The organism is Micromonospora sp. NPDC049240, assembly GCF_040647835.1.
Classification (GTDB): domain Bacteria; phylum Actinomycetota; class Actinomycetes; order Mycobacteriales; family Micromonosporaceae; genus Micromonospora.
Genome location: NZ_JBEZCX010000011.1, coordinates 55595 through 73834 on the forward strand (window position 1 = coordinate 55595; position 18240 = coordinate 73834).

The following is an 18240-nucleotide window of genomic DNA, read 5'->3' on the forward strand; positions in this document are numbered from 1 at the left end:
ACCCCTTCACCACACCCGCCGCAGACGCGAAACAGGGGTGAAGCGCACCGGGTCGCCGGCCGGGTGGACCCTGGAATCCTCCCCACCGGAGCGTGTCGTCGGACGACCGTTCCGGCTCCAGGCGAGTCTGGCATCGGCCCTGGCGTGCGACAACGGTCCCGGGACCCCACCGTTTCGGCGGTAAACCTGCGGTGCCGACCGGACGTTAGGGGTTGCGTGGCCGTCCGGAAGGGGGGCGTGGGCAGACCGGATGACGGGCCGGTTTCGGCCCGATGGACAGCAGGTGACGGCCGATCGAGGAGAGGAGACCACAATTCGGCGGGGCCCGCCGGCCGAGTGGCCGGCCGCGGGCGGACCGTCAGGGGTACGGGGTGGCCGGTCGGCTCAGCGGTCGAGCCGCAGCCGGGCGGCCAGTTCGCTGCGGGAGTTGACGTCCAGCTTGCGGTAGATCCGGGTCAGCCGCTGCTCGATGGCGCTGACGGTGAGGAACATCCGCTCGGCGATCTCCCGGTTGGTGTGCCCCTGCGCGGCCAGCGCGGCGACCCGGGACTCCGCGTCGTTGAGGCCGGTGAGCAGGATTCCGGCGTCGGAAGCCGGATCGGGCGCGGTGGCCCGGCCGGCCGCGGTCGGCCGCAGCACCGGGATTCCGCACTCCTCGGCGAGGTCCCGCGCGGCGCGGGCCGTGCTGCGTGCCTGACGCAGGTCGCCGGCCTGCTGCTGGGCCTGGCCGAGGTCGCCGAGGGCGCGCGCCAGCTCGACCCGGTCCCCGCACTGGCGCAGCAGTCGTACCGCGCACCGCAGGTGCCGGATCCGCTCCGCTCCCTCCTGGACGGTGCCGAGCACCCGCAGCGCGGCGCCCCGGTAGCGCAGGTCGGTCGGGCGGAGCCGGTCCAGCTCTTCCCGGACCACCTTCTCGGCCTGCTGCCGGCGGCCCATCCGCAGCAGCGCCCGCGCCGATTCGGTCCGCCAGGGGACCAGCGGCGCCTGGTCGAGCCGCCACGAGGTCATCAGCTGCCCGCACAGCTGGAAGTCGGCCAGGGCCGCCTCGGGGCTGCCCGCGGCGAGGGCGTGCACACCCCGGGCGTGCAGGTAGTGCAGGCCGAACGGGGTCTCGAACAGCGTCGGCGGCACCGGCGTACGCAGGCAGGCCGCCGCCTCGTCCCACTCCTCGAGGCAGGTCAGCGTCCACAGCCGGATGGCAAGCGGCGCGCCGATGACGACACCCCACCCCTTCGGGGACAGCCGGTTGAGCGCCGACTCGGCGAGTTCACGCGCCCGGCGCAGGTCGCCGCGTCGGCCCGCCACGGTGGCGGCGACGGCGGTGAGCAGGGCACGCGGCGTCCGGTGCCGGCGGGCGGAGGCGATCCGGTCCAGCCGGTCGCACCACTCGCCGGCCAGGTCGAGCCGGTCGGCGTAGATCATGGCGATCACCGCGCAGACGGCGCTCCACATGTTCGGCTCGTCGTCCAGCCCGAGCGTCCCGAGCGTGCGTTCGGCGTTCTCCAGCGCGCCGAGGTCGCCCCGACCCAGCACGGTGTCGAGCAGGAGGACACCGCGCAGGCGGTGTCGGACCCGGGCGAGGGCGAGCGGGTCCCGGGTGGTGCCGGCCGGTGCGGCAACCGCGTCGAGCGGGACCCCGGGATAGAGCGTGGCCATCCAGCCCTTGATGATCATCAGGTCGCCGGCCGAGCGCGCGTCCGCACCGTCGGCGCGTTCACCGAGGTGGTGGATGAGTTCCATGGCCCGGCCGATCTGGCCGTGCCAGAGCAGGTACTGGATCGGACCGGCGGCCTGTCGGGTGTCCAGGTGGCCGGCGCGTACGGCGGTGGCGATGCCGAGCAGGTGGGGGACCGCGCCCTGCGGGTCCAGCCGCCACTCGGCGCGGGCCAGGGCGGAGCGGATCCGCGCCCGCAGGCACTCGTCGGCGCAGTCCCGGTTGGCGCGGCGCAGGTAGCGCCGGCCGGTGTCCACGTCGCCGTCGGCCAGCGCCTGTTCGCCGGCGTCGAGCAGGGTCTGCGCCATCCACGGCTCGGCCAGTTCGTCGGCGGTGAGCAGGTGCGGAGCGATCCGCGGTGGCGGGGCGCCGTCGTCGTGCAGCAGTTGGGCGGCGGCGCGGTGCAACCGGGCGCGTTCCTCCACGGTCATGCCGTCGAGCACCGCCCGGCGTACCGCCGGGTGTCGGAGACCGTCGGCGTCGACGAGACCGGCGCTGGTGGCCGCGTCGACGGCGTGCAGGTTCAGCTCGGAGGGGAGATCGACCAGGTGGGGCAGGAGCGGGCCGTGCAGCGGCTCCTCGGTCACCGCCAGCGCCCGGGCGGTCTTGAGCACCAGGTGTTCGCAGCGGTAGAGACAGCTCAGCACGGCCTCCCGGAACGCCTCGCCGGGTGTCGGCGTCTCGGCGTCGGCCGGGTGGTCGTCGGCCAGCGCGTGCACCAGCAGCGGGTTGCCGCCGCTGATCCGGTACGCCTCGTCGGCGATCCGCCGGGCCACCGGCGCGCCCAGCCGGTCGGCCAGGATCCGGTGTGTCCCGTCCGCGGTGAGCAGCGGCAGCCGGAGCCGGTGCAGCCGGGCCGGCTGGAGCAGTTCGGCGTAGGCGGTGGGCTGCCAGGGCCGGGTGCGCGGCGCCTCGGTCAGCACGATCAGCACCGGCAGGCCGGTGACCCGACGGGTCAGGTGGTCGAGGCACCGCAGCGACGGCGCGTCGGCGTGCTGGACGTCGTCGACCGCGACCACGGCGGGTGCCCGCGCGACGAGTTCCAGCAGTTCGCCGCCGATCGCGGCGATGAGCGGGGCGAGCGCCTCCTCGTCGGCCGTCTCGCCCCAGCGCAGCACGGCCTGGTCCAGCAGCCGGCCGACGCGGTCGCGGTCGGCGTCGGCCACGGTGGCCCGTCGCACGAGTTGCCGCACCACCTCCAGCGGCACGGTGCGTTCGCTGCGCGACGCGCTGGCGCCGAGGAACGCGACCCCGGCCTCGGCGCACCGCCGGGCGAAGGACTGGAGGAGCGTGGTCTTGCCGGCGCCGACCGGCCCGGTGACCAGCGTGATCGGGCCGGGGGCGGGGGCCGGTCCGCCGGGGTGGAGCAGGCCGGCGAGCCGGCCGGTCAGGACGTCGAGATGCCGGTCCCGTTCGGCCATCGTCATCGGGCGGGCCTCCGCCCGGCCGCGGCCCCCGGGCGGGCCGTGCGCCGTGGTCTCCGGTGACACCCGTTGCAGTCAGAGACCCACAAATCCTTGACCCATTCCAATTGGCGAATACCGACAACGATGGTACGACGTGGGCGTTTCGTCGAACGTCGCGCCTGGTCTCGCGCGTCGAAAATCCGCCGTCACCTGCGGTCCCGCAATTTGGGCGGATCGACGCGGTCCGCCTCTATCGATCCCGATTCATGGAGTGGAGTATGTCAGCCCGGCAATTGGGCGGCAAGTCGAAGGATGTAAAGGATGAGCAAACATGGCATCGCCGCGTCGGGGCTCGACGAGGGCGACCCGGGCGGTCCGACAGCGGAAAGTCATCCGGTTCTTCCGGAACGTGACGCAGACGGTCCGACAGGGCGGTTGGTAACGTTTTCCACCCTTGCCGCTAATGCGCGTGGAGAACGGCCGGCCGGCCTCGGGGGCTGGACGCGGCGGCCGGTCGGCCGGCTCCGGCCGGCGGCCCGGCGACCCGGGTCGCGCGAGGGCTCCCGCCCCGCGGCGGGAGAGCGTTCTCGCTGTTCACCTGTTGCCGGACGGCGAGCGTGCCGGCGGGGGGCGTCGGACGGCGGCTCGATGCCGGCCGGTCCGCCCGCATGCCGCGGGCCGGCGCCGTCACCTGTCGCTCCGGCCGGTGCGTCCGGCCCGGGCCGCCGGCGCTCCGACCGTTTCTCGCCGCGGCGGTTGCCTGCCGATTTCAGCAGCCGTCGCCGCACTTTCGACCCTCGCCCAACTTGCCCGTTTCAGTCCGTCTGGAAGCCCTTTGCCGCAACTTGTTGTTAAACAAGAAATTCGCGGCGCATCGGTCCACGGAACGGCGGCGGGAAAGAAAGCGGCCCCGCCGGTAACTGCCCCGGAATGAAATAGGAATCGTTATTTCCCGGTCCTGGTAGATGGCGCGGTGGAGCGCCGGGCGCGATTCGACGGCCCGATTCCGTTCGCACCCACGGACGCCGCGCACCGTCGACCGATCAACGCGAATGACTTTCATCCGGGGTGCTCCGTCCCTTCCCCACCTGCCGCTCCGGGCCGGTGACACCGCGACCGGACGCGTCGGCGCGCATGCGGGGTAGGGGTTGTCCGCCGCCCGTCGGCCGCCTAATTTCGGACTGTCCGCCATGGTCGGCGGATGACAATCCGCCGCACGACGGGGGGATCGGCCACGGGCCGCGCGCCCGGGACGTGAAGGGTTCGCGCGTGATCTGCCAACCACCGCCGAGATACCGGGCCCCGGTTCGATGACGCTCCTGCCCGGGCTGCGGGGGTCCGGGGCGGACCGTTGCGACGCGCTCCGGGTCGCCGGCCGGACGCTCTCCGCAGAGGCGCTGCTGGGCTGCGCGAACGCGGTCGCCGGCCGGATCCTGGGCGCCCGGGCGGTCGCGGTCGAGGCCGGCCCGAGCCTGGAGACCATGGTCGGGATCGTCGGCGCCGTCCAGGCCGGCGTGCCGGTGGTGCCGTTGCCGCCCGGCGCCGAGGCGGACGAGCGGCACCGCATCCTGCGCGAGTCCCGCGCCGACGTGTTGCTCGGCCCCACCACCACCGACACCAGCCTGCCGATCGTCCCGGTGGACCTGCGGGAGCGGTCCTGGGCCACGCACCCGGACCCGCTGCCGGCCAGCGACGCGGTGATCCTCTACACCGGCGGCGTCGGCGGGCTCTCCCGCGGCGTCCGCATCTCGCACCGGGCCATCGCGGCCGACCTGGACCTGCTCGCCGCCGCCTGGCGGTGGAGCGCCGAGGACGTGCTCGTCCAGGGCGCGCCGCTGTTCCGGGCGTACGGGCTGGTGGTCGGGCTGCTCGGCGCGCTCCGGGTGGGCAGCCGGTTCGTCCACCTCGACCGGCACGCCACCGCCGGCCCGGCCGGCACCATCTACCTGGCGCTGCCCGGGCAGTGGGCGCGCATCGCCCGGGACGCGCCCCGGGCCCGGACGCTGTCCCGGGCGCGCATGCTGGTCTCCGGCGACGCCCCGCTGGCGCCCGCCGTGGGCGAGCGGCTGCGGCTGCTGACCTCCCATCATCCGGTGGAGGGGTACGGCACCACGGAGACGCTGATCGTGCTCACCGGTCCGGCCGGCGCCCCGGTCACCACGCTGCCCGGCGTGCAGACCCGGGTGCTGGACCACGCCGGCCGGCCGGTGGCCGCCGACGGTGACGCGGTCGGTGAGCTGAGCGTCCGGAGTCCGACGATGTTCAGCGGGTACGCCGACCGGCCCGGGTCGGCGCCACCGGTCGACGGCTGGCACCCCACCGGCGACCTGGCCACCGTGGACCCGGCCGGACGGCACCGCATCCTCGGCCCGGAGGGCATCGGCGTGGTGCGCTGCGGCGGCCGGCCGGTGCCGACCCGGCAGGTCGAGGAGGTGCTGCTCACCCACCCCGGCGTGCACGACGCGGCGGTGGTCGGCGCGCCGCACCGCACGCTCGGCGAGCAGGTCGTCGCGTACGTCGTCGCGGCGGCCGGGCTCACCGCCCAGGCGCTCATCGACCACGTCGGCCGGCTGCTCTCGGCGGCGGCCCGACCCCGCCGGGTGCACTTCGTGGACGAGTTGCCCCGCAGCGCGCAGGGCCGGGTCCGCAAGTCGCTGCTGATCCGGCGGAGCGGACAGCACCCCGTACGCGACCCCTGACCACCGCCCGCGGGTCGGACGGAACGGCGGACACGTCCTACCATCCGGGGCGTGATCGAGCGGATCCTGCCGCCGGCCGTGGTGGTGGAGGAGTGCTTCACCGACCCGGTCGGGCTGCGCCTGCACCCGGACGAGGAGCACGTCGTCGCGAACTCGGTGGCGAAACGCCGTCAGGAGTTCACCACCGTCCGGCACTGCGCCCGCCGGGCGCTGGCCCGGCTGGGCCTGCCGCCGGCGGCGATCCTGCCCGGCGTCCGGGGCGCGCCCGGCTGGCCGGCCGGCGTCGTCGGCAGCATGACCCACTGCGACGGCTACCGCGGCGCCGCCCTCGCCCGCGCGGCGACGGTCGGCAGCGTCGGCGTGGACGCCGAACCGCACGCGCCGCTGCCCGACGGGGTGCTGGACGCGGTCGCGCTGCCCGCCGAGCGCAGCCGGACCGCCGCGCTCGCCGCCGCCCACCCCGGGACCTGCTGGGACCGGCTGCTGTTCAGCGCGAAGGAGTCGGTCTACAAGGCCTGGTTCCCGCTGACCGGCCGCTGGCTGGACTTCGCCGAGGCGGACATCACGGTCGACCCGGCCGGCACGTTCACCGCCCGGCTGCTGGTGCCCGGCCCGCGACTCGGCGGCGTGGAGCTGACCGCGTTCGACGGCCGGTTCCTGGTGGAGCGGGGTCTGGTGCTCACCGCCGTCATCGTTCCGGGGGCGCCGCGACGCTAGGTCAGCCGGCTCTTCTGCACCTTGCCCATGGCGTTGCGGGGCAGCGCGTCGACCAGCCGCACCTGCCGGGGCCGCTTGTGCACGGAGAGCTGCCGGGCCACGAAGTCGATCAGCTCGGCCTCGCCCAGCCCGTCCCCGACCACGTACGCGGTGACCTGCTGGCCCAGATCCGGGTGCGGGGTGCCGACCACCGCCGCCTCCCGGACCCCGGGATGCGCCAGCAACGCGTCCTCCACCTCACCCGCGCCGATCCGGTACCCGCCGCTCTTGATCAGGTCGGTGGCGGCCCGGCCGACGATCCGGTGGGCGCCGTCCGGGCCGACCGTCGCCACGTCACCGGTGCGGAACCAACCGTCCGCGGTCCGGGCGGCGGCGTCGGCGTCCGGCCGGTTCAGGTAGCCGTCGAAGAGCGTGTCGCCGCGGACCTGGAGTTCGCCCATGGTCTCCCCGTCGGCGGGCAGCGACGTGCCCCGCTCGTCGACCACCCGGGTGCGTACGCCGGGCAGCGGCACACCCACCGTGCCCGGCCGCCGGGGCCCGTCCGCCCGGGCGCTCACCGTGATCAGGGTCTCGGTCATCCCGTACCGTTCGACCGGGCGGTGGCCGGTCAGCTCGGTGAGCGCGGTGAAGACCGGCTCGGGGAGCGCGGCGCTGCCGGACACCAGCAGCCGGGCGCCGCGTAGCGCCCGCGCCGCCGCCGGCTCCGCCGCGATCCGCGACCAGATCGTGGGTACGCCGAAGTAGAGCGAGCCGGCGGCGGCCGCGTACCGGTCGGGGCGGGGCCGGCCGACGTGGTGCAGCCGGCCGCCGATCCGCAGCGGGCCGAGCACGCCGAGCACCAGCCCGTGCACGTGGAACAGCGGCAGGCCGTGCGCCAGCACGTCGTCCGGCGTCCAGGCCCAGGCGTCGGCGAGCCCGTCCAGGCAGGCGGCGACCGCGCGGCGGGACAGCACCGCGCCCTTCGGCGCGCCCGTGGTGCCGCTGGTGTAGAGGATCAGCGCGGTGGTCGCCGCGTCCGGCTCGGGATGCCGGCTGTCCGAGCGGCGGGTCAGGTCCACCGGCAGGGCCGGCGGCCCGGCGGGACCGTCGACGGCCGGCGTCCCGGGCGTCGTCAGCAGCACCTCGGCGGCGGAGTCGCGCAGCACGTGGTCGCGCTCCACCGGCCCGGCGTCCGGCGGCACCGGCACCACCGCCGCGCCGGCCAGCAGCCCGCCGACCACGCCGACCACGGTCTCCAGGCTCGACGTGGCGGGCACCGCGACCCGGCGGACCCCGTGCAGGTCGTCGGCGACCGCGGCGGCCGCCCGGCGCAGCTCCACCCAGGACAGTGCCCGGTCGTCGACGCGGATCGCGTCCGGTCGCTCGTCGGTGGACCGGTCGAGCCAGCTCAGCAGCGGCACGGGCACCCCTCTCGCGATTCGCCGCCCGGCGGCGGCGCACCGACCGTAACCGGGCCGCCCGGGGGCCGACCACCCCTGCGGCCACCGGGCCCGGCGACACGCCGGGTGACCGTCCGACACCCCTGGCGACGGGCCGTGCACCCCCGATTCATCGGCCGATGGGTTGAACCGCGTCTCGGTTGCCCGGATGATGGGCGGCGTCGGCCCGCCGCGCGGGTCGCCCCCGCCCACACCGACGCCGCGACTCGCCGGCGGCACCCGTACACGACGGAGGATCCCGCCAGATGCCGGTCATCGAAGTCGAGCACCTGCACAAGAGGTACGGCGACAAGGTGGCGGTCGACGACGTCTCGTTCAGCGTGGAGCAGGGCGAGATATTCGGGGTGCTCGGCCGCAACGGCGCCGGCAAGACCACCACCGTGGAGTGCGTGCAGGGCCTGCGTCGCGCCGACGGCGGCACGGTGCGGGTGCTCGGGCTCGACCCGATCCGGGACCGCACCGAGGTGCGCCAGCGGGTCGGCGCCCAGCTCCAGGAGAGCCAGCTCCCCGACAAGCTGCGGGTACGGGAGGCGCTCGACCTCTACCGCTCCTTCTACCGCAACCGCGCCGACATCGACGAGCTGCTGGCCGACCTCGGGCTGGCCGAGCAGCGCAACACCGCGTTCCACAAGCTCTCCGGCGGCCAGAAGCAACGCCTGTCGGTGGCGCTGGCGCTGGTCGGCCGCCCCGAGATCGCCATCCTCGACGAGCTGACCACCGGGCTGGACCCGAAGGGCCGGCGCGACACCTGGGACCTGGTCGAGCGGATCCGCGACCGGGGCGTGACGGTCGTGCTTGTCACCCACTTCATGGCCGAGGCCGAGCGGCTCTGCGACCGGCTCGCGCTCATCGACGCCGGTCGGGTGGTCGCCATCGACACGCCGGCCGGGTTGATGTCCCGGGTGGAGGCCGAGCACCGGGTGCACTTCCGCGCGCTCGACCACCTCGACGACGCGCTGCTGTCCGCGCTGCCCGAGGTCAGCTCCGTGCGCCGGGACGGCGACGAGGTCACCGTCACCGGGCCCGAGGAGGTGCTCCAGGCGGTGCTGTCGGCGCTGACCGAGCGCAAGATCCGCTACGCCGGCCTCCGGGTCGAGCAGCCCACCCTGGACGACGCGTTCGTCTCCCTCACCGGCCACCCGGCCACCCCGCCGGCGCTCGACGGAAGGTCATCGTGAACGCCCTGTCCAAGCTCGTCGCCGTCGAGGCCAAGCTGTTCCTGCGGGAGCCGGTCTCGCTGTTCTTCGTCTTCGCGCTGCCGCTCGGCCTGATGCTGGTGTTCGGCCTGCCGCAGCGCGGGGCCCCCCAGGAGGCGACCCCCGGGCAGCACGGCGAGCAGACGTTCCTGCCGTCCATCGCGCTCTCCCTGACGATCGGGATGCTGGCGCTGTTCACGCTGCCGATGGCGCTGGGCATCTACCGGGAACGCAAGGTGCTGCGCCGGTTGGCCACCACCCCGGTCAGCCCGGCGTTGCTGCTCATCGCCCAGGTGGTGGTCAACCTGGCCATGGGCGTGGCCGGCGCGGTGGTCACCGCGGTCGGCGTACGTTTCCTGCTGGACCAGCCCGCGCCGGCCAACGTGCCCGGTTTCGTGCTGGCCTTCCTGCTCGGGGTGGCCTGCCTGTTCGCGATCGGCCTGCTCATCGCCGCGCTCGCCCCGTCGGCGCGCTCGGCGCAGTCCATCGGGCCGACGCTGTTCTTCCCGCTGCTGTTCCTGGCCGGGGCCTGGCTGCCCCGCGACCAGATGCCCACCGTGCTGGCCCGCATCGGGGAATACTCGCCGCTGGGCGCCACCGTGGACACCCTCTCCGCCGCGTGGGCCGGGCAGAGCCCGTCCGTGTCGCAGCTGCTCGTGCTGGCCGGCACCGCCGTCGTGGGCTGCCTGCTCGCCACCCGCCTGTTCCGCTGGGAGTAGGGCCCGCCGGCCCCCGCTAGGGGGCGGCTAAGGGTACGTCGGCGGTGTGATCTGGATTACGTTCGAGTCGCACGGGAGATCGCCGCACGGTCCGCCCCGGCGGAACCGGCGGCGATCCGCCCCGCGCTCGTGCGCGGCGCCCGCGGCGCGCGCACGGCGAGGCGGAACACGAACGACGGAGGTCGTGCCATGACAGCTTCTTCCGATCCCGCCCCGGCCGTCCGGACGGCGACGTCCTTCGTCAACGGTGACGACCGGACCGCCTGGCCGCTGACGGCCCACCAGCTAGGCACGGACGCCGCCGGCATCGTCGAGGCGGTGCTGGAGGGCGGGCCGGCGACGTTGCCGGTCGAGCTGCGCAACCACCGGGTGTCCCCGGTGGAATCCAAGATCAAGGTACGGCACTACGGGGGCTACGAGCACTTCGAGCGGGATCCGGCCGGCGTCGTCGACGGCACGCCGGCGGTCTTCCGCTGGACCGGCCGAACCCGTATCGCGGAGTGAACGAGAGGCGGTAACGCGATGGGCGTCGGGGATCCGCGCAACGGTGCGCACCTGACGGTGACCGACGTCGCCACGGTGACCGCGTTCTACGCGGCGGTCTTCGAGGCGGTGCCGGTGCAGCGGGAGTGTCTGCTGGACGGTCGCGTCCTGCACGCCGAACTGGTGGTCGACGGCCACCGGCTGACGGTCAGCGAGTGGTCCGACGGCCCGGGGGACCCGGGCGGTCCGGGTGGCCCGCTGCCGCTCGCGCCGGCCGATCCGCACCAGCTCGTGCAGCGGGCGCTGGCGGCCGGCGCGACGCTCGAACCCACAGGTGGCGGCCCGCCGGTGGGCGTGGTGTTCCGGGACCCGGCCGGCCTGCGCTGGGCGGTGCCCGCCCCCTAGGTGCCCGACGACGACGAACGGCCCCGCCCGATCGGGCGGGGCCGTTCGTCGTGTCCGCGAGGATCAGCGCCGCAGCGTCGACCCGAGGCCGCCGCCGCTGCGCCGCCGGTGCTGCCAGTAGAAGTCCCGCCGGGCGCCCTGCGGGAAGCCGGGCTGCCACGGCTTGACCGGGCCGGCGGTGTGGATGATCGACGAGTCGGTGAGCTTGCCGCCGAACTCCGGCTCCCGTCGCCAGGCCATCAGGTCGTTCCACCGCCACGGCAGCCGCAGCCAGTTGGCGTGCACCGCGAAGTTGAGCGCGTCCTGGTCCGGGTAGCGGGACTCGTGCGCGTGCCGACGCAGGTAGTCCAGCGACACCTCGCTCACCTCGCACTCCTTCCAGCGCGGCACGTCGATCAGCAGCACCCCGGAGTTGAAGTAGAGCGCGTGCGGGTCGAGGTGGTCGTAGCTCGACAGGCCGGGGATGCCGCCCATGTCCAGCAGCCGGCGGTTGAACGGGTCCCGCACCGCGCCGAGCGGCACCCCGCCCATGTCCAGCTCGAACAGCGGGTTGAGGCTGTTCAGGCACATCGTGTCGCAGTCCAGGTAGAGCAGCCGGCGTACGTCCGCCGGCAGCGCCGCGGGGACCAGCAGCCGCAGGTACATCGCCGGGGACAGGTACGCCATCAGCGGGTCGCTGCCCTTCGACAGGTTCACCTGCGCGGCGTCCACCCGGAGGAACTCCACGGTGGCGTTGGGCCCGGCGATGCGGGTGAGCGTGTTCCGGGCGCTCGCCGGCACGTCGTCGGCGGCCACCAGCCAGTACCGGAGCGTCTCGCCCGGGTTCGACTCGGCGACTGTCGACATGACGACCGCGGCGTGCGCCGCGTACGCGTTGTCAAAGGTCAGGGTGAGGTCCACGGGTGCTCTCCTTCGCGGCGGTGCGTGAGCGCAACGTCGAGAAAGTAGCCGTGGAATTGTCGGCCCGGCAAGGAATGCGCATTCGCTCAGGGGGTTCGGCAAAGCAACCCCTGAATTCGCCCCTCAATTCCGCCGGTCCGGCAGCGGCGAGGTGTGGCACGCCGGTGGCGATGCGATGCCACCCGACATTCGAGCGCCGCCGGCCCGGCCGAGCTGCGCACCGGCGCGTACGACCCGAAGGATCTGGTGCCGTTCGGCATGCACGGCTGGAACCCGTTCATGTGGCTCTACGGCCTCACCGCGCTGCTCTACCTCGCCGGGTTGGCCAGCCCGCTGTTGGCCGGCTACGGCGTGGTGCTGCTGGCCCGGGACCGGCGGTCGCTGCCGCGTGGGCTGCGGGCGCTGCTGCTGGCCGGCGTGGTGGCCGGTGCCGTGGTGACCGTGCTGCGCTTCACGCCGGTCGGGGCGGACATGCAGGCCTGGTGGCTCGACTGAGGGGCACCGGCGCGACGACAACTGCACCCGGAGCGGGCTCAGCGCGACGACGACCGCACCCGGAGCGAATCGCGCGTCGTCACAGCGTCTCGACGAGGCGGAAGCGCTCCAGCACGGCGGGCGTGTCGTCGTCGACCGTGAACGTCGGGTCGCCGAGCCACCCCCGGTAGTCGTCGCCGTGCCAGTAGTCCTCGTGGCCGGCGCGCCAGGCGTCGACCGACGTGTAGCCCTCGCCCTCGTCCCGGGCGTGGTCGAGGTCCACGTCGCCGAGCCGGGCCACGCGGACCTCGACCAGCTCGATCACGGCCACCGGCCGGCCGGCGGAGTCGATCACCGCGAACCGGCTGCCGACGGTCGGCAGCGGCTCGCCCTCGATCTCGTTGTCCTGGAGCAGCCCGGTGGTGCTGGTCTTGGTGCCGTTCAGCACGGCGGCGACCAGTTGGTCACGCAGCGGGCCGGGGAAGGCGAACTCGTACGGGGGCAGCTCGGCGGTCATGGCGCGCAGCGTAGCCGCGTCGCGGGTCGGCGGCGACGCGGTTTCGGCTCACGCCAGACGAGGACCGGCCGGAAGCCACCGGTCGAGCCAGTCGAGCAGCACGGCCTCGTAACGCGGGCTGACGGCGGCCAGCTCCTCGCGCTCCCCGAGCGTGGGCGCGTGGTCGCAGCCGGGCAGCCGGGTCACGGTCAGGTCGGCGTCGTGGGCCGCCCGTCGCCACACCGCGATGCTCTCCTCGATCGGCACCCAGGCGTCGGTCTCGCCGTAGCAGAGCAGCACCGGGCCGGTCAGCCGGGCGAACACCGGCGCCGGGTCGAAATCCATGTCGGCCCAGGTGCCCGGCCGCTCCGACAGCTCGCGGGGGAGGAACGCCAGCGGGAACCAGGGCCGCGACAGCGCGGCCGTCAGCGCCGCCTGCGCGGCCGGGCGCGGCACGTCGCCGCGTTGGAACCCCTCGGCGATCTCGCGCAACCGGGTCAGCTCGGCCACGTCGACCGGCCCGTAGCCGTGTCGGCGTAGCTGCTCGGCGGTGCCGTAGCGCATCTGCGCGGCCGGGCTGACCCCGCTGCACGAGACCAGGATCAGGAAGTCGACGGGGTGGGCGGCGGCGGTGACCGCCGCCGCCCAGGCCCCCTGGCTGAAGCCCCACAGCCCGACCGGCGCCGGGCCGACGTGCCGGCGCAGCACGGCCACCGCGGCGGCGGCGTCCTCGGCCTGGTCGGCGAGCGGCACGTCGCGGCCGTCCACCCGAGGGCGGCGGTCGTAGCGCAGTACCGCGACGCCGGCCGGCGGCAGCAGCCGGGCGAGGTGCCGGTAGAGGAAGTGGGACCGCTTGTCGGCGTGCGAACCGTGCAGCACCACCAACCCGCCCCGGACCGGGCCGGCCGGCAGGTCGAGCGTCGCCGGCCGGCCCGACGCGCCGATGGTCGTCTCCACGCCGGCAGTCAACCACGCCGCGCCGGCCCCGGCCGTCCCGTGCCGCCGGGTGCGTCGCGCATCCGGCTGCGTACGCTGGCGGGGTACGCCGCGCCGACCGTGGAGAGCACGATGACCAGCACCACGACCCGTACCGCAGGACCCGCCGACGTGCCCGCCCTGGTCGACCTGATCGAGTCGGCCTACCGGGGGGACCGGGCCCGGGCCGGTTGGACCCACGAGGCGGACCTGCTCGACGGCCAGCGCACCGACCCGGAGATGGTGGCCGCGGCGGTGACCGGCCCGACCGGCGTGGTCCTGCTGGCGGAGCGGGACGGCGCGCCGGTCGCCTGCTGCCAACTGGAGCGCCGGGACGACCACGCGTACTTCGGCATGTTCGCGGTCGCGCCCGGTCACCAGGGCGGCGGGTTGGGTCGGGAACTGCTGGCCGAGGCCGAGCGGTACGCCCGGGAGCGCTGGCACGCCGGTGAGCTGCGGATGACCGTGATCGTCCAGCGCGACGACCTGATCGCCTGGTACGAGCGGCGCGGTTACGCCCGCACCGGCGAGTTGAGCCCGTTCCCGTACGGCGACGAGCGCTTCGGTGTGCCGCGTCGCCCGGACCTGGCGTTCGAGACGCTGTGCAAGAAGCTCGGCTGACTCAGCCCGGCGGCCGGTCGACCCGGGCGGCCAGCTTTCTCGGCGCCCGTAGGCAGTAGCTCTCGGTGAGCAGCTCGGCGACCTCGGTCCAGTCCGTCGTGTCGTCGAGCGTCATCCCGACCACGTCGGCGCCCCAGCCCGGCGCGAAGAACGGCGGACCGGCGGCGAGCAGCCCGGCGATCTCGTCGCCGGGCGCGCGGAACGTCAGCACGCAGAGCGGCTCGTCGGTCGCGGTGGCCCGCGCGACGGCGGCCGGGTGGTCGGGGCCGACGGTGTACGCGTGGGCGAACGTGCGGGTGCGGATCCGCCAGCGCAGGCCCACCCAGGCGGGCTCCTCGTGGGTCTCCGGCAGGCCGAGGCAGATCGGTCGCAGGCGGTCGAGGTGGTCGGGTGGGACGTCTCCGGGGGCGGTCACGCGGGCAGGTTAACCACTCCCACCGACAACCCGGAGGGCCGGCGCGGCGTCCTTGCCGCCGCCGGTGGGGCCGTCGATTGTCGTAGGCGGGGAGTAGAACACCGATGAGTCTCGACGCGATCCGTGGTCATAGCTGCTGCACCTGCGGACAAAGGATGAGGATATGAGCATAGTTCGAGTGCTTGTCGGCACGCGCAAGGGCGCGTTCCTGCTGACGTCGGACGAGCGGCGCCGCGACTGGACGGTCGACGGCCCGCACTTCGGCGGCTGGGAGATCTATCATCTGACCGGCTCCCCGGTCGCTCCGGACCGGCTCTACGCGTCCCAGTCCGGCGGCTGGTTCGGGCAGCTCATCCAGCGCTCGGACGACGGCGGTCGGAGCTGGGCCCCGGTCGGCAACGACTTCGCCTACGCCGGGGACGTCGGCGAGCACCTCTGGTATGACGGCACGCCCAGGCCGTGGGAGTTCAAGCGGATCTGGCATCTCGAACCGTCCCGTCACGACCCCGACACGGTGTACGCGGGCGCGGAGGACGCCGCGCTCTACGTCTCCACCGACGGCGGCGAGAAGTGGACCGAGCTGACCGCGCTGCGTCAGCACCCGAGCGGTCCCGGCTGGCAGCCCGGCGCGGGCGGGATGTGCCTGCACACGATCATCCTGGACCCGGTCCACCGGGACCGGATCTACGTGGCGATCTCGGCGGCGGGGGCGTTCCGCAGCGACGACGGCGGCGCGAGCTGGCTGCCGATCAACAAGGGGCTGCGGTCGGCGGAGATCCCCGACCAGGATTCGGAGACCGGCCACTGCGTGCACCGGCTGGCCCAGCATCCGTCCCGGCCCGACACCCTCTTCATGCAGAAGCACTGGGACGTGATGCGCACCGACGACGCCGGTGGGAGCTGGCGGGAGGTCAGCGGCAACCTGCCGTCGGACTTCGGCTTCCCGATCGCGGTGCACGCGCACGAGCCCGAGACGATCTACGTGGTGCCGATCACCAGCGACTCGCTGCACTACCCGCCGGACGGCCGGTTGCGGGTCTACCGCAGCCGCACCGGCGGCGAGCACTGGGAGCCGCTGACCGAGGGCCTGCCGCAGTCGCACTGCTACGTCAACGTGCTGCGGGACGCGATGGCGGTGGACACGCTCGACGAGTGCGGGATCTACTTCGGCACCTCCGGCGGGCAGGTCTACCACTCGGCGGACGCCGGCGACAGTTGGGCGCCGATCGTGCGTGACCTGCCGCCGGTGCTCTCCGTCGAGGTGCAGGTGCTGCCGTGATCCGGGTCGTGCTGCCGGCCCATCTGAAGAACCTGGCGCACGTCACCGGCGAGGTGCGCGTCGAGGTGGCCGGCCCGCCCACGCAGCGTGAGGTGCTCGACGCACTGGAGGCCGCCTACCCGATGCTGCGGGGCACGATCCGCGACCGGCACAGCGGCGCGCGCCGCCCGTTCGTCCGCTTCTACGCCTGCGAACGGGACCTGTCCCACGAGCCGCCGGACGCGCCGCTGCCCGAGGAGGTGGTCGCCGGCAAGGAGCCGTTCATCGTGCTCGGCGCGATGGCCGGGGGCTGAGCGCCGCGTCCGGGAACCGCGTCCGGGGCGGCCACGTCTGAGGGTCCATGACTGGTGGCAGATCCCGAACCGTCGGATGGGCGACTGTCGTCGCGCTGACCCTCGCCGGCTGCACCCCCGCACCGTCGGCCGCGCCGCCGCCCCGGGACCGGGGCGGCTCGTCCGGCGGGCTGCGGTTGGTCGCGTTCGACTCCTGCGAGGAGGCGTTGCGGCAGCTCCGGGCCGCGGCGCGGGCGGCGGTCGGCCCGTGGGGTCTCGGGGTGGACGGCGACGGCGGGCTCATCGTCGAACGGGCCACCGGACCGGCCGCCGCGAAGGACGCGGCGAGCGCGCCCACGGCCGGTTTTTCCGGCACCACCGTGCACGAGGCCGGCGTGGACGAGCCGGACCTGGTCAAGACCGACGGCCGGCGGATCGTCACGGTGACCCGGGGCGTGCTGTCCGTGGTGGATCCGGCGAGCCGCCGGCTGACCGGCCGGCTGGCGATCGACCCGACGGTGGGGGAGCGGTTCGCCGGAGGTGACACCAGCCTGCTGCTGCACGGCGACCGGGCGCTCGTGCTGCTCCCGGCCCGGTGGATGGTCAAGTCCGCCGCGCCGAAGGGGCAGATCGGCCCGGACGGGCCGCAGTCCCGGCTGGTCCTGGTCGACCTCGCCGGGACGCCGCGGATCCTCGGTGACTACCGGATCGACGGCAGCATGGTCGACGCGCGGCAGGTCGGGGCGACCGTCCGGGTGGTGGTCCGCTCCGCGCCCCGGCTGGCCTTCCCCGCGCCGGGCCGGGGTACCGACGCGCAGCGGACGGCCGCCAATCGCGCGGTCGTCGACCGGGCCACGATCGACGACTGGCTGCCCCGGTACGAGGTTCGCGCGGGCGGCCACACCGCCACCGGGCGGGTGGACTGCGACCGGGTGAGCCGGCCGGCCGGCTTCTCCGGCGCCGCGATGGTGACCGTGCTCAGCTTCGACCTCGGCGCGTCCACGCTCGGCACCGGTGACCCGGTGACCGTCGCGGCCGACGGCGACACGGTCTACAGCAGCGGTCCCCGGCTCTATCTCACCAACGACAAGCGCCGGCGGATGCCGCTGGCGTCGCCGGGCGCGGCGGACGGCGGCACCGAGATCTACCAGTTCGACCTGACGGGGCGCACCCCGCGTCACGTCGCGTCCGGCTCGGTGCCGGGCTGGCTGATCAACCAGTACGCGTTGTCCGAGTGGAACGGCCACCTGCGGGTGGCCACCACCACCGGCGACCGGTGGGGCCGCGGGGACGGGTCCACCTCCGGCGTCTACGTGCTGCGGCCCGACGGCCCGACGCTTACCCGGGTCGGCCAGGTCACCGGGCTGGGTCGGGGCGAGCGGATCTTCGCGGTGCGGTTCCTCGGCCCCACCGGCTACGCGGTGACGTTCCGGCAGACCGACCCGCTGTACGCGGTGGACCTGCGGAACCCGGTCGCGCCCCGGGTGACCGGCGAGCTGAAGATCAACGGGTACTCGTCGTACCTGCATCCGGCCGGGGACGGCCGACTGCTCGGGGTCGGGCAGGAGGCGACCGACCGGGGGCAGGTCCTGGGCACCCAGGTGTCGCTGTTCGACGTCGCCGACCCGGCCCGGCCGACCCGGATCGCCCGGCACCACGTCGCGCGGGGCTGGTCCGACGCGGAGGCCGACCCGCACGCGTTCCTCTACTGGGCGCCGGAGCGCCTGGTGGTGCTGCCGGTGAACCGGCCGGGCGTGGTCACCGACCGGGCCGGCGGGGCGGCCGGCCGGGCCGCGCCGGCCGCCGGGATGCTGGCGCTGCGGGTCGGCGACGACGGGTTCACGGTGGCCGGCACGATCGACCATCCGCCGTCGCTGGGCGACGGTGCGGAGTGGACGCCGGTCCGCCGGTCGCTGGTGGTCGACGGGGTGCTCTGGACCGTCTCCGACACCGGCCTGAAGGCGACCGCCCCGACCACCATGCGGACGGTGGCCTGGGTGCCGACGGCCTGAACCAGCCGGCGGGCCGTC

General features: G+C 74.6%; 17 protein-coding genes. 11 read left to right on the forward strand and 6 right to left on the reverse strand.

The features are described 5' to 3' along the window. Window positions 1-384 precede the first annotated feature (384 nt). Window positions 385-3141, reverse strand: a complete 2757-nt coding sequence (locus tag AB0B02_RS18190; RefSeq protein WP_357301567.1) for an AAA family ATPase — start codon at window positions 3139-3141, stop codon at window positions 385-387. Between the two features lie 1289 nt (window positions 3142-4430). Between AB0B02_RS18190 and AB0B02_RS18195 the strand changes: the two genes are divergently transcribed. Both AB0B02_RS18195 and AB0B02_RS18200 read left to right on the forward strand, forming a co-directional pair. Beyond that, window positions 4431-5819, forward strand: coding sequence for an AMP-binding protein (locus AB0B02_RS18195; RefSeq protein WP_357301570.1), 1389 nt, complete (start codon window positions 4431-4433; stop codon window positions 5817-5819). A gap of 51 nt (window positions 5820-5870) precedes the next feature. Beyond that, window positions 5871-6536 carry a 4'-phosphopantetheinyl transferase superfamily protein gene (locus AB0B02_RS18200; RefSeq protein WP_357301573.1) on the forward strand — a complete coding sequence of 222 codons (666 nt, stop codon included), beginning with the start codon at window positions 5871-5873 and terminating at the stop codon, window positions 6534-6536. On the opposite strand, the gene AB0B02_RS18205 is transcribed toward AB0B02_RS18200, so the two are convergent. Further along, complete coding sequence (locus tag AB0B02_RS18205; protein WP_357301577.1) at window positions 6533-7936, reverse strand: acyl-CoA synthetase; 1404 nt, start codon at window positions 7934-7936, stop codon at window positions 6533-6535. The two genes, AB0B02_RS18200 and AB0B02_RS18205, sit on opposite strands and share 4 nt — an antisense overlap. Window positions 7937-8220: 284 nt before the next feature. Between AB0B02_RS18205 and AB0B02_RS18210 the strand changes: the two genes are divergently transcribed. The 4 genes from AB0B02_RS18210 to AB0B02_RS18225 all read left to right on the forward strand — a co-directional run bounded on the left by AB0B02_RS18210 (window position 8221) and on the right by AB0B02_RS18225 (window position 10778). Continuing rightward, the gene (locus AB0B02_RS18210; protein WP_281940999.1) at window positions 8221-9153 is read left to right on the forward strand and encodes an ABC transporter ATP-binding protein; all 933 of its coding nucleotides are present in this window, start codon (window positions 8221-8223) and stop codon (window positions 9151-9153) included. Further along, window positions 9150-9890, forward strand: a complete 741-nt coding sequence (locus AB0B02_RS18215) for an ABC transporter permease (RefSeq protein ID WP_281941001.1) — start codon at window positions 9150-9152, stop codon at window positions 9888-9890. The genes AB0B02_RS18210 and AB0B02_RS18215 overlap by 4 nt, the downstream gene beginning before the upstream one ends. 189 nt (window positions 9891-10079) lie before the next feature. After that, window positions 10080-10394 (forward strand): DUF5988 family protein, encoded by a 315-nt coding sequence (locus tag AB0B02_RS18220; RefSeq protein WP_357301581.1) that lies wholly within the window; start codon window positions 10080-10082, stop codon window positions 10392-10394. An 18-nt stretch (window positions 10395-10412) separates the two neighbouring features. Then, window positions 10413-10778, forward strand: coding sequence for a VOC family protein (locus tag AB0B02_RS18225; RefSeq protein WP_281941005.1), 366 nt, complete (start codon window positions 10413-10415; stop codon window positions 10776-10778). 63 nt (window positions 10779-10841) lie between these two features. Here AB0B02_RS18225 and AB0B02_RS18230 read toward each other — a convergent pair whose 3' ends face one another. Beyond that, the gene (locus tag AB0B02_RS18230) at window positions 10842-11678 is read right to left on the reverse strand and encodes a glycosyltransferase family 8 protein (protein ID WP_281941006.1); all 837 of its coding nucleotides are present in this window, start codon (window positions 11676-11678) and stop codon (window positions 10842-10844) included. A gap of 153 nt (window positions 11679-11831) precedes the next feature. On the opposite strand from AB0B02_RS18230, the gene AB0B02_RS18235 reads away from it, so the two are divergent. After that, entirely contained in the window at window positions 11832-12173 is a 342-nt protein-coding gene (locus AB0B02_RS18235) for a hypothetical protein (RefSeq protein WP_357301586.1), read from the forward strand. Window positions 12174-12252: 79 nt separating this feature from the next. Here the strand turns inward: AB0B02_RS18235 and AB0B02_RS18240 are convergent, their stop codons facing one another. Then, window positions 12253-12669, reverse strand: a complete 417-nt coding sequence (locus AB0B02_RS18240; protein ID WP_281941010.1) for an ASCH domain-containing protein — start codon at window positions 12667-12669, stop codon at window positions 12253-12255. A gap of 48 nt (window positions 12670-12717) precedes the next feature. After that, a complete protein-coding gene (locus AB0B02_RS18245) occupies window positions 12718-13605 on the reverse strand; it encodes an alpha/beta hydrolase (protein ID WP_357301591.1) in 888 nt (295 codons plus the stop codon). 111 nt (window positions 13606-13716) lie between these two features. Between AB0B02_RS18245 and AB0B02_RS18250 the strand changes: the two genes are divergently transcribed. After that, the gene (locus AB0B02_RS18250) at window positions 13717-14244 is read left to right on the forward strand and encodes a GNAT family N-acetyltransferase (RefSeq protein ID WP_357301594.1); all 528 of its coding nucleotides are present in this window, start codon (window positions 13717-13719) and stop codon (window positions 14242-14244) included. Window position 14245: 1 nt separating this feature from the next. On the opposite strand, the gene AB0B02_RS18255 is transcribed toward AB0B02_RS18250, so the two are convergent. Then, window positions 14246-14659 (reverse strand): MmcQ/YjbR family DNA-binding protein, encoded by a 414-nt coding sequence (locus tag AB0B02_RS18255; RefSeq protein ID WP_281941016.1) that lies wholly within the window; start codon window positions 14657-14659, stop codon window positions 14246-14248. A 163-nt stretch (window positions 14660-14822) separates the two neighbouring features. Between AB0B02_RS18255 and AB0B02_RS18260 the strand changes: the two genes are divergently transcribed. Genes AB0B02_RS18260 through AB0B02_RS18270 form a run of 3 tightly spaced genes read left to right on the forward strand, consistent with a single transcriptional unit; the run spans window position 14823 to window position 18222 of the window. Then, window positions 14823-15938: a sialidase family protein gene (locus AB0B02_RS18260; RefSeq protein ID WP_281941017.1), complete on the forward strand. Its 1116-nt coding sequence runs from the start codon at window positions 14823-14825 to the stop codon at window positions 15936-15938. Further along, a complete protein-coding gene (locus AB0B02_RS18265; RefSeq protein ID WP_281941019.1) occupies window positions 15935-16231 on the forward strand; it encodes a MoaD/ThiS family protein in 297 nt (98 codons plus the stop codon). The genes AB0B02_RS18260 and AB0B02_RS18265 overlap by 4 nt, the downstream gene beginning before the upstream one ends. A gap of 47 nt (window positions 16232-16278) precedes the next feature. After that, complete coding sequence (locus AB0B02_RS18270; RefSeq protein ID WP_357301599.1) at window positions 16279-18222, forward strand: beta-propeller domain-containing protein; 1944 nt, start codon at window positions 16279-16281, stop codon at window positions 18220-18222. Window positions 18223-18240 lie beyond the last annotated feature (18 nt).

Bases quoted from the DNA above. Each gene is read 5' to 3' on its own strand.
- AB0B02_RS18190 (WP_357301567.1), bottom strand. From the start codon at position 3,141: ATGACGATGGCCGAACGGGACCGGCATCTCGACGTCCTGACCGGCCGG.
- AB0B02_RS18195 (WP_357301570.1), top strand. From the start codon at position 4,431: ATGACGCTCCTGCCCGGGCTGCGGGGGTCCGGGGCGGACCGTTGCGAC.
- AB0B02_RS18210 (WP_281940999.1), top strand. From the start codon at position 8,221: ATGCCGGTCATCGAAGTCGAGCACCTGCACAAGAGGTACGGCGACAAG.
- AB0B02_RS18220 (WP_357301581.1), top strand. From the start codon at position 10,080: ATGACAGCTTCTTCCGATCCCGCCCCGGCCGTCCGGACGGCGACGTCC.
- AB0B02_RS18225 (WP_281941005.1), top strand. From the start codon at position 10,413: ATGGGCGTCGGGGATCCGCGCAACGGTGCGCACCTGACGGTGACCGAC.
- AB0B02_RS18240 (WP_281941010.1), bottom strand. From the start codon at position 12,669: ATGACCGCCGAGCTGCCCCCGTACGAGTTCGCCTTCCCCGGCCCGCTG.
- AB0B02_RS18250 (WP_357301594.1), top strand. From the start codon at position 13,717: ATGACCAGCACCACGACCCGTACCGCAGGACCCGCCGACGTGCCCGCC.
- AB0B02_RS18260 (WP_281941017.1), top strand. From the start codon at position 14,823: ATGAGCATAGTTCGAGTGCTTGTCGGCACGCGCAAGGGCGCGTTCCTG.
- AB0B02_RS18270 (WP_357301599.1), top strand. From the start codon at position 16,279: ATGACTGGTGGCAGATCCCGAACCGTCGGATGGGCGACTGTCGTCGCG.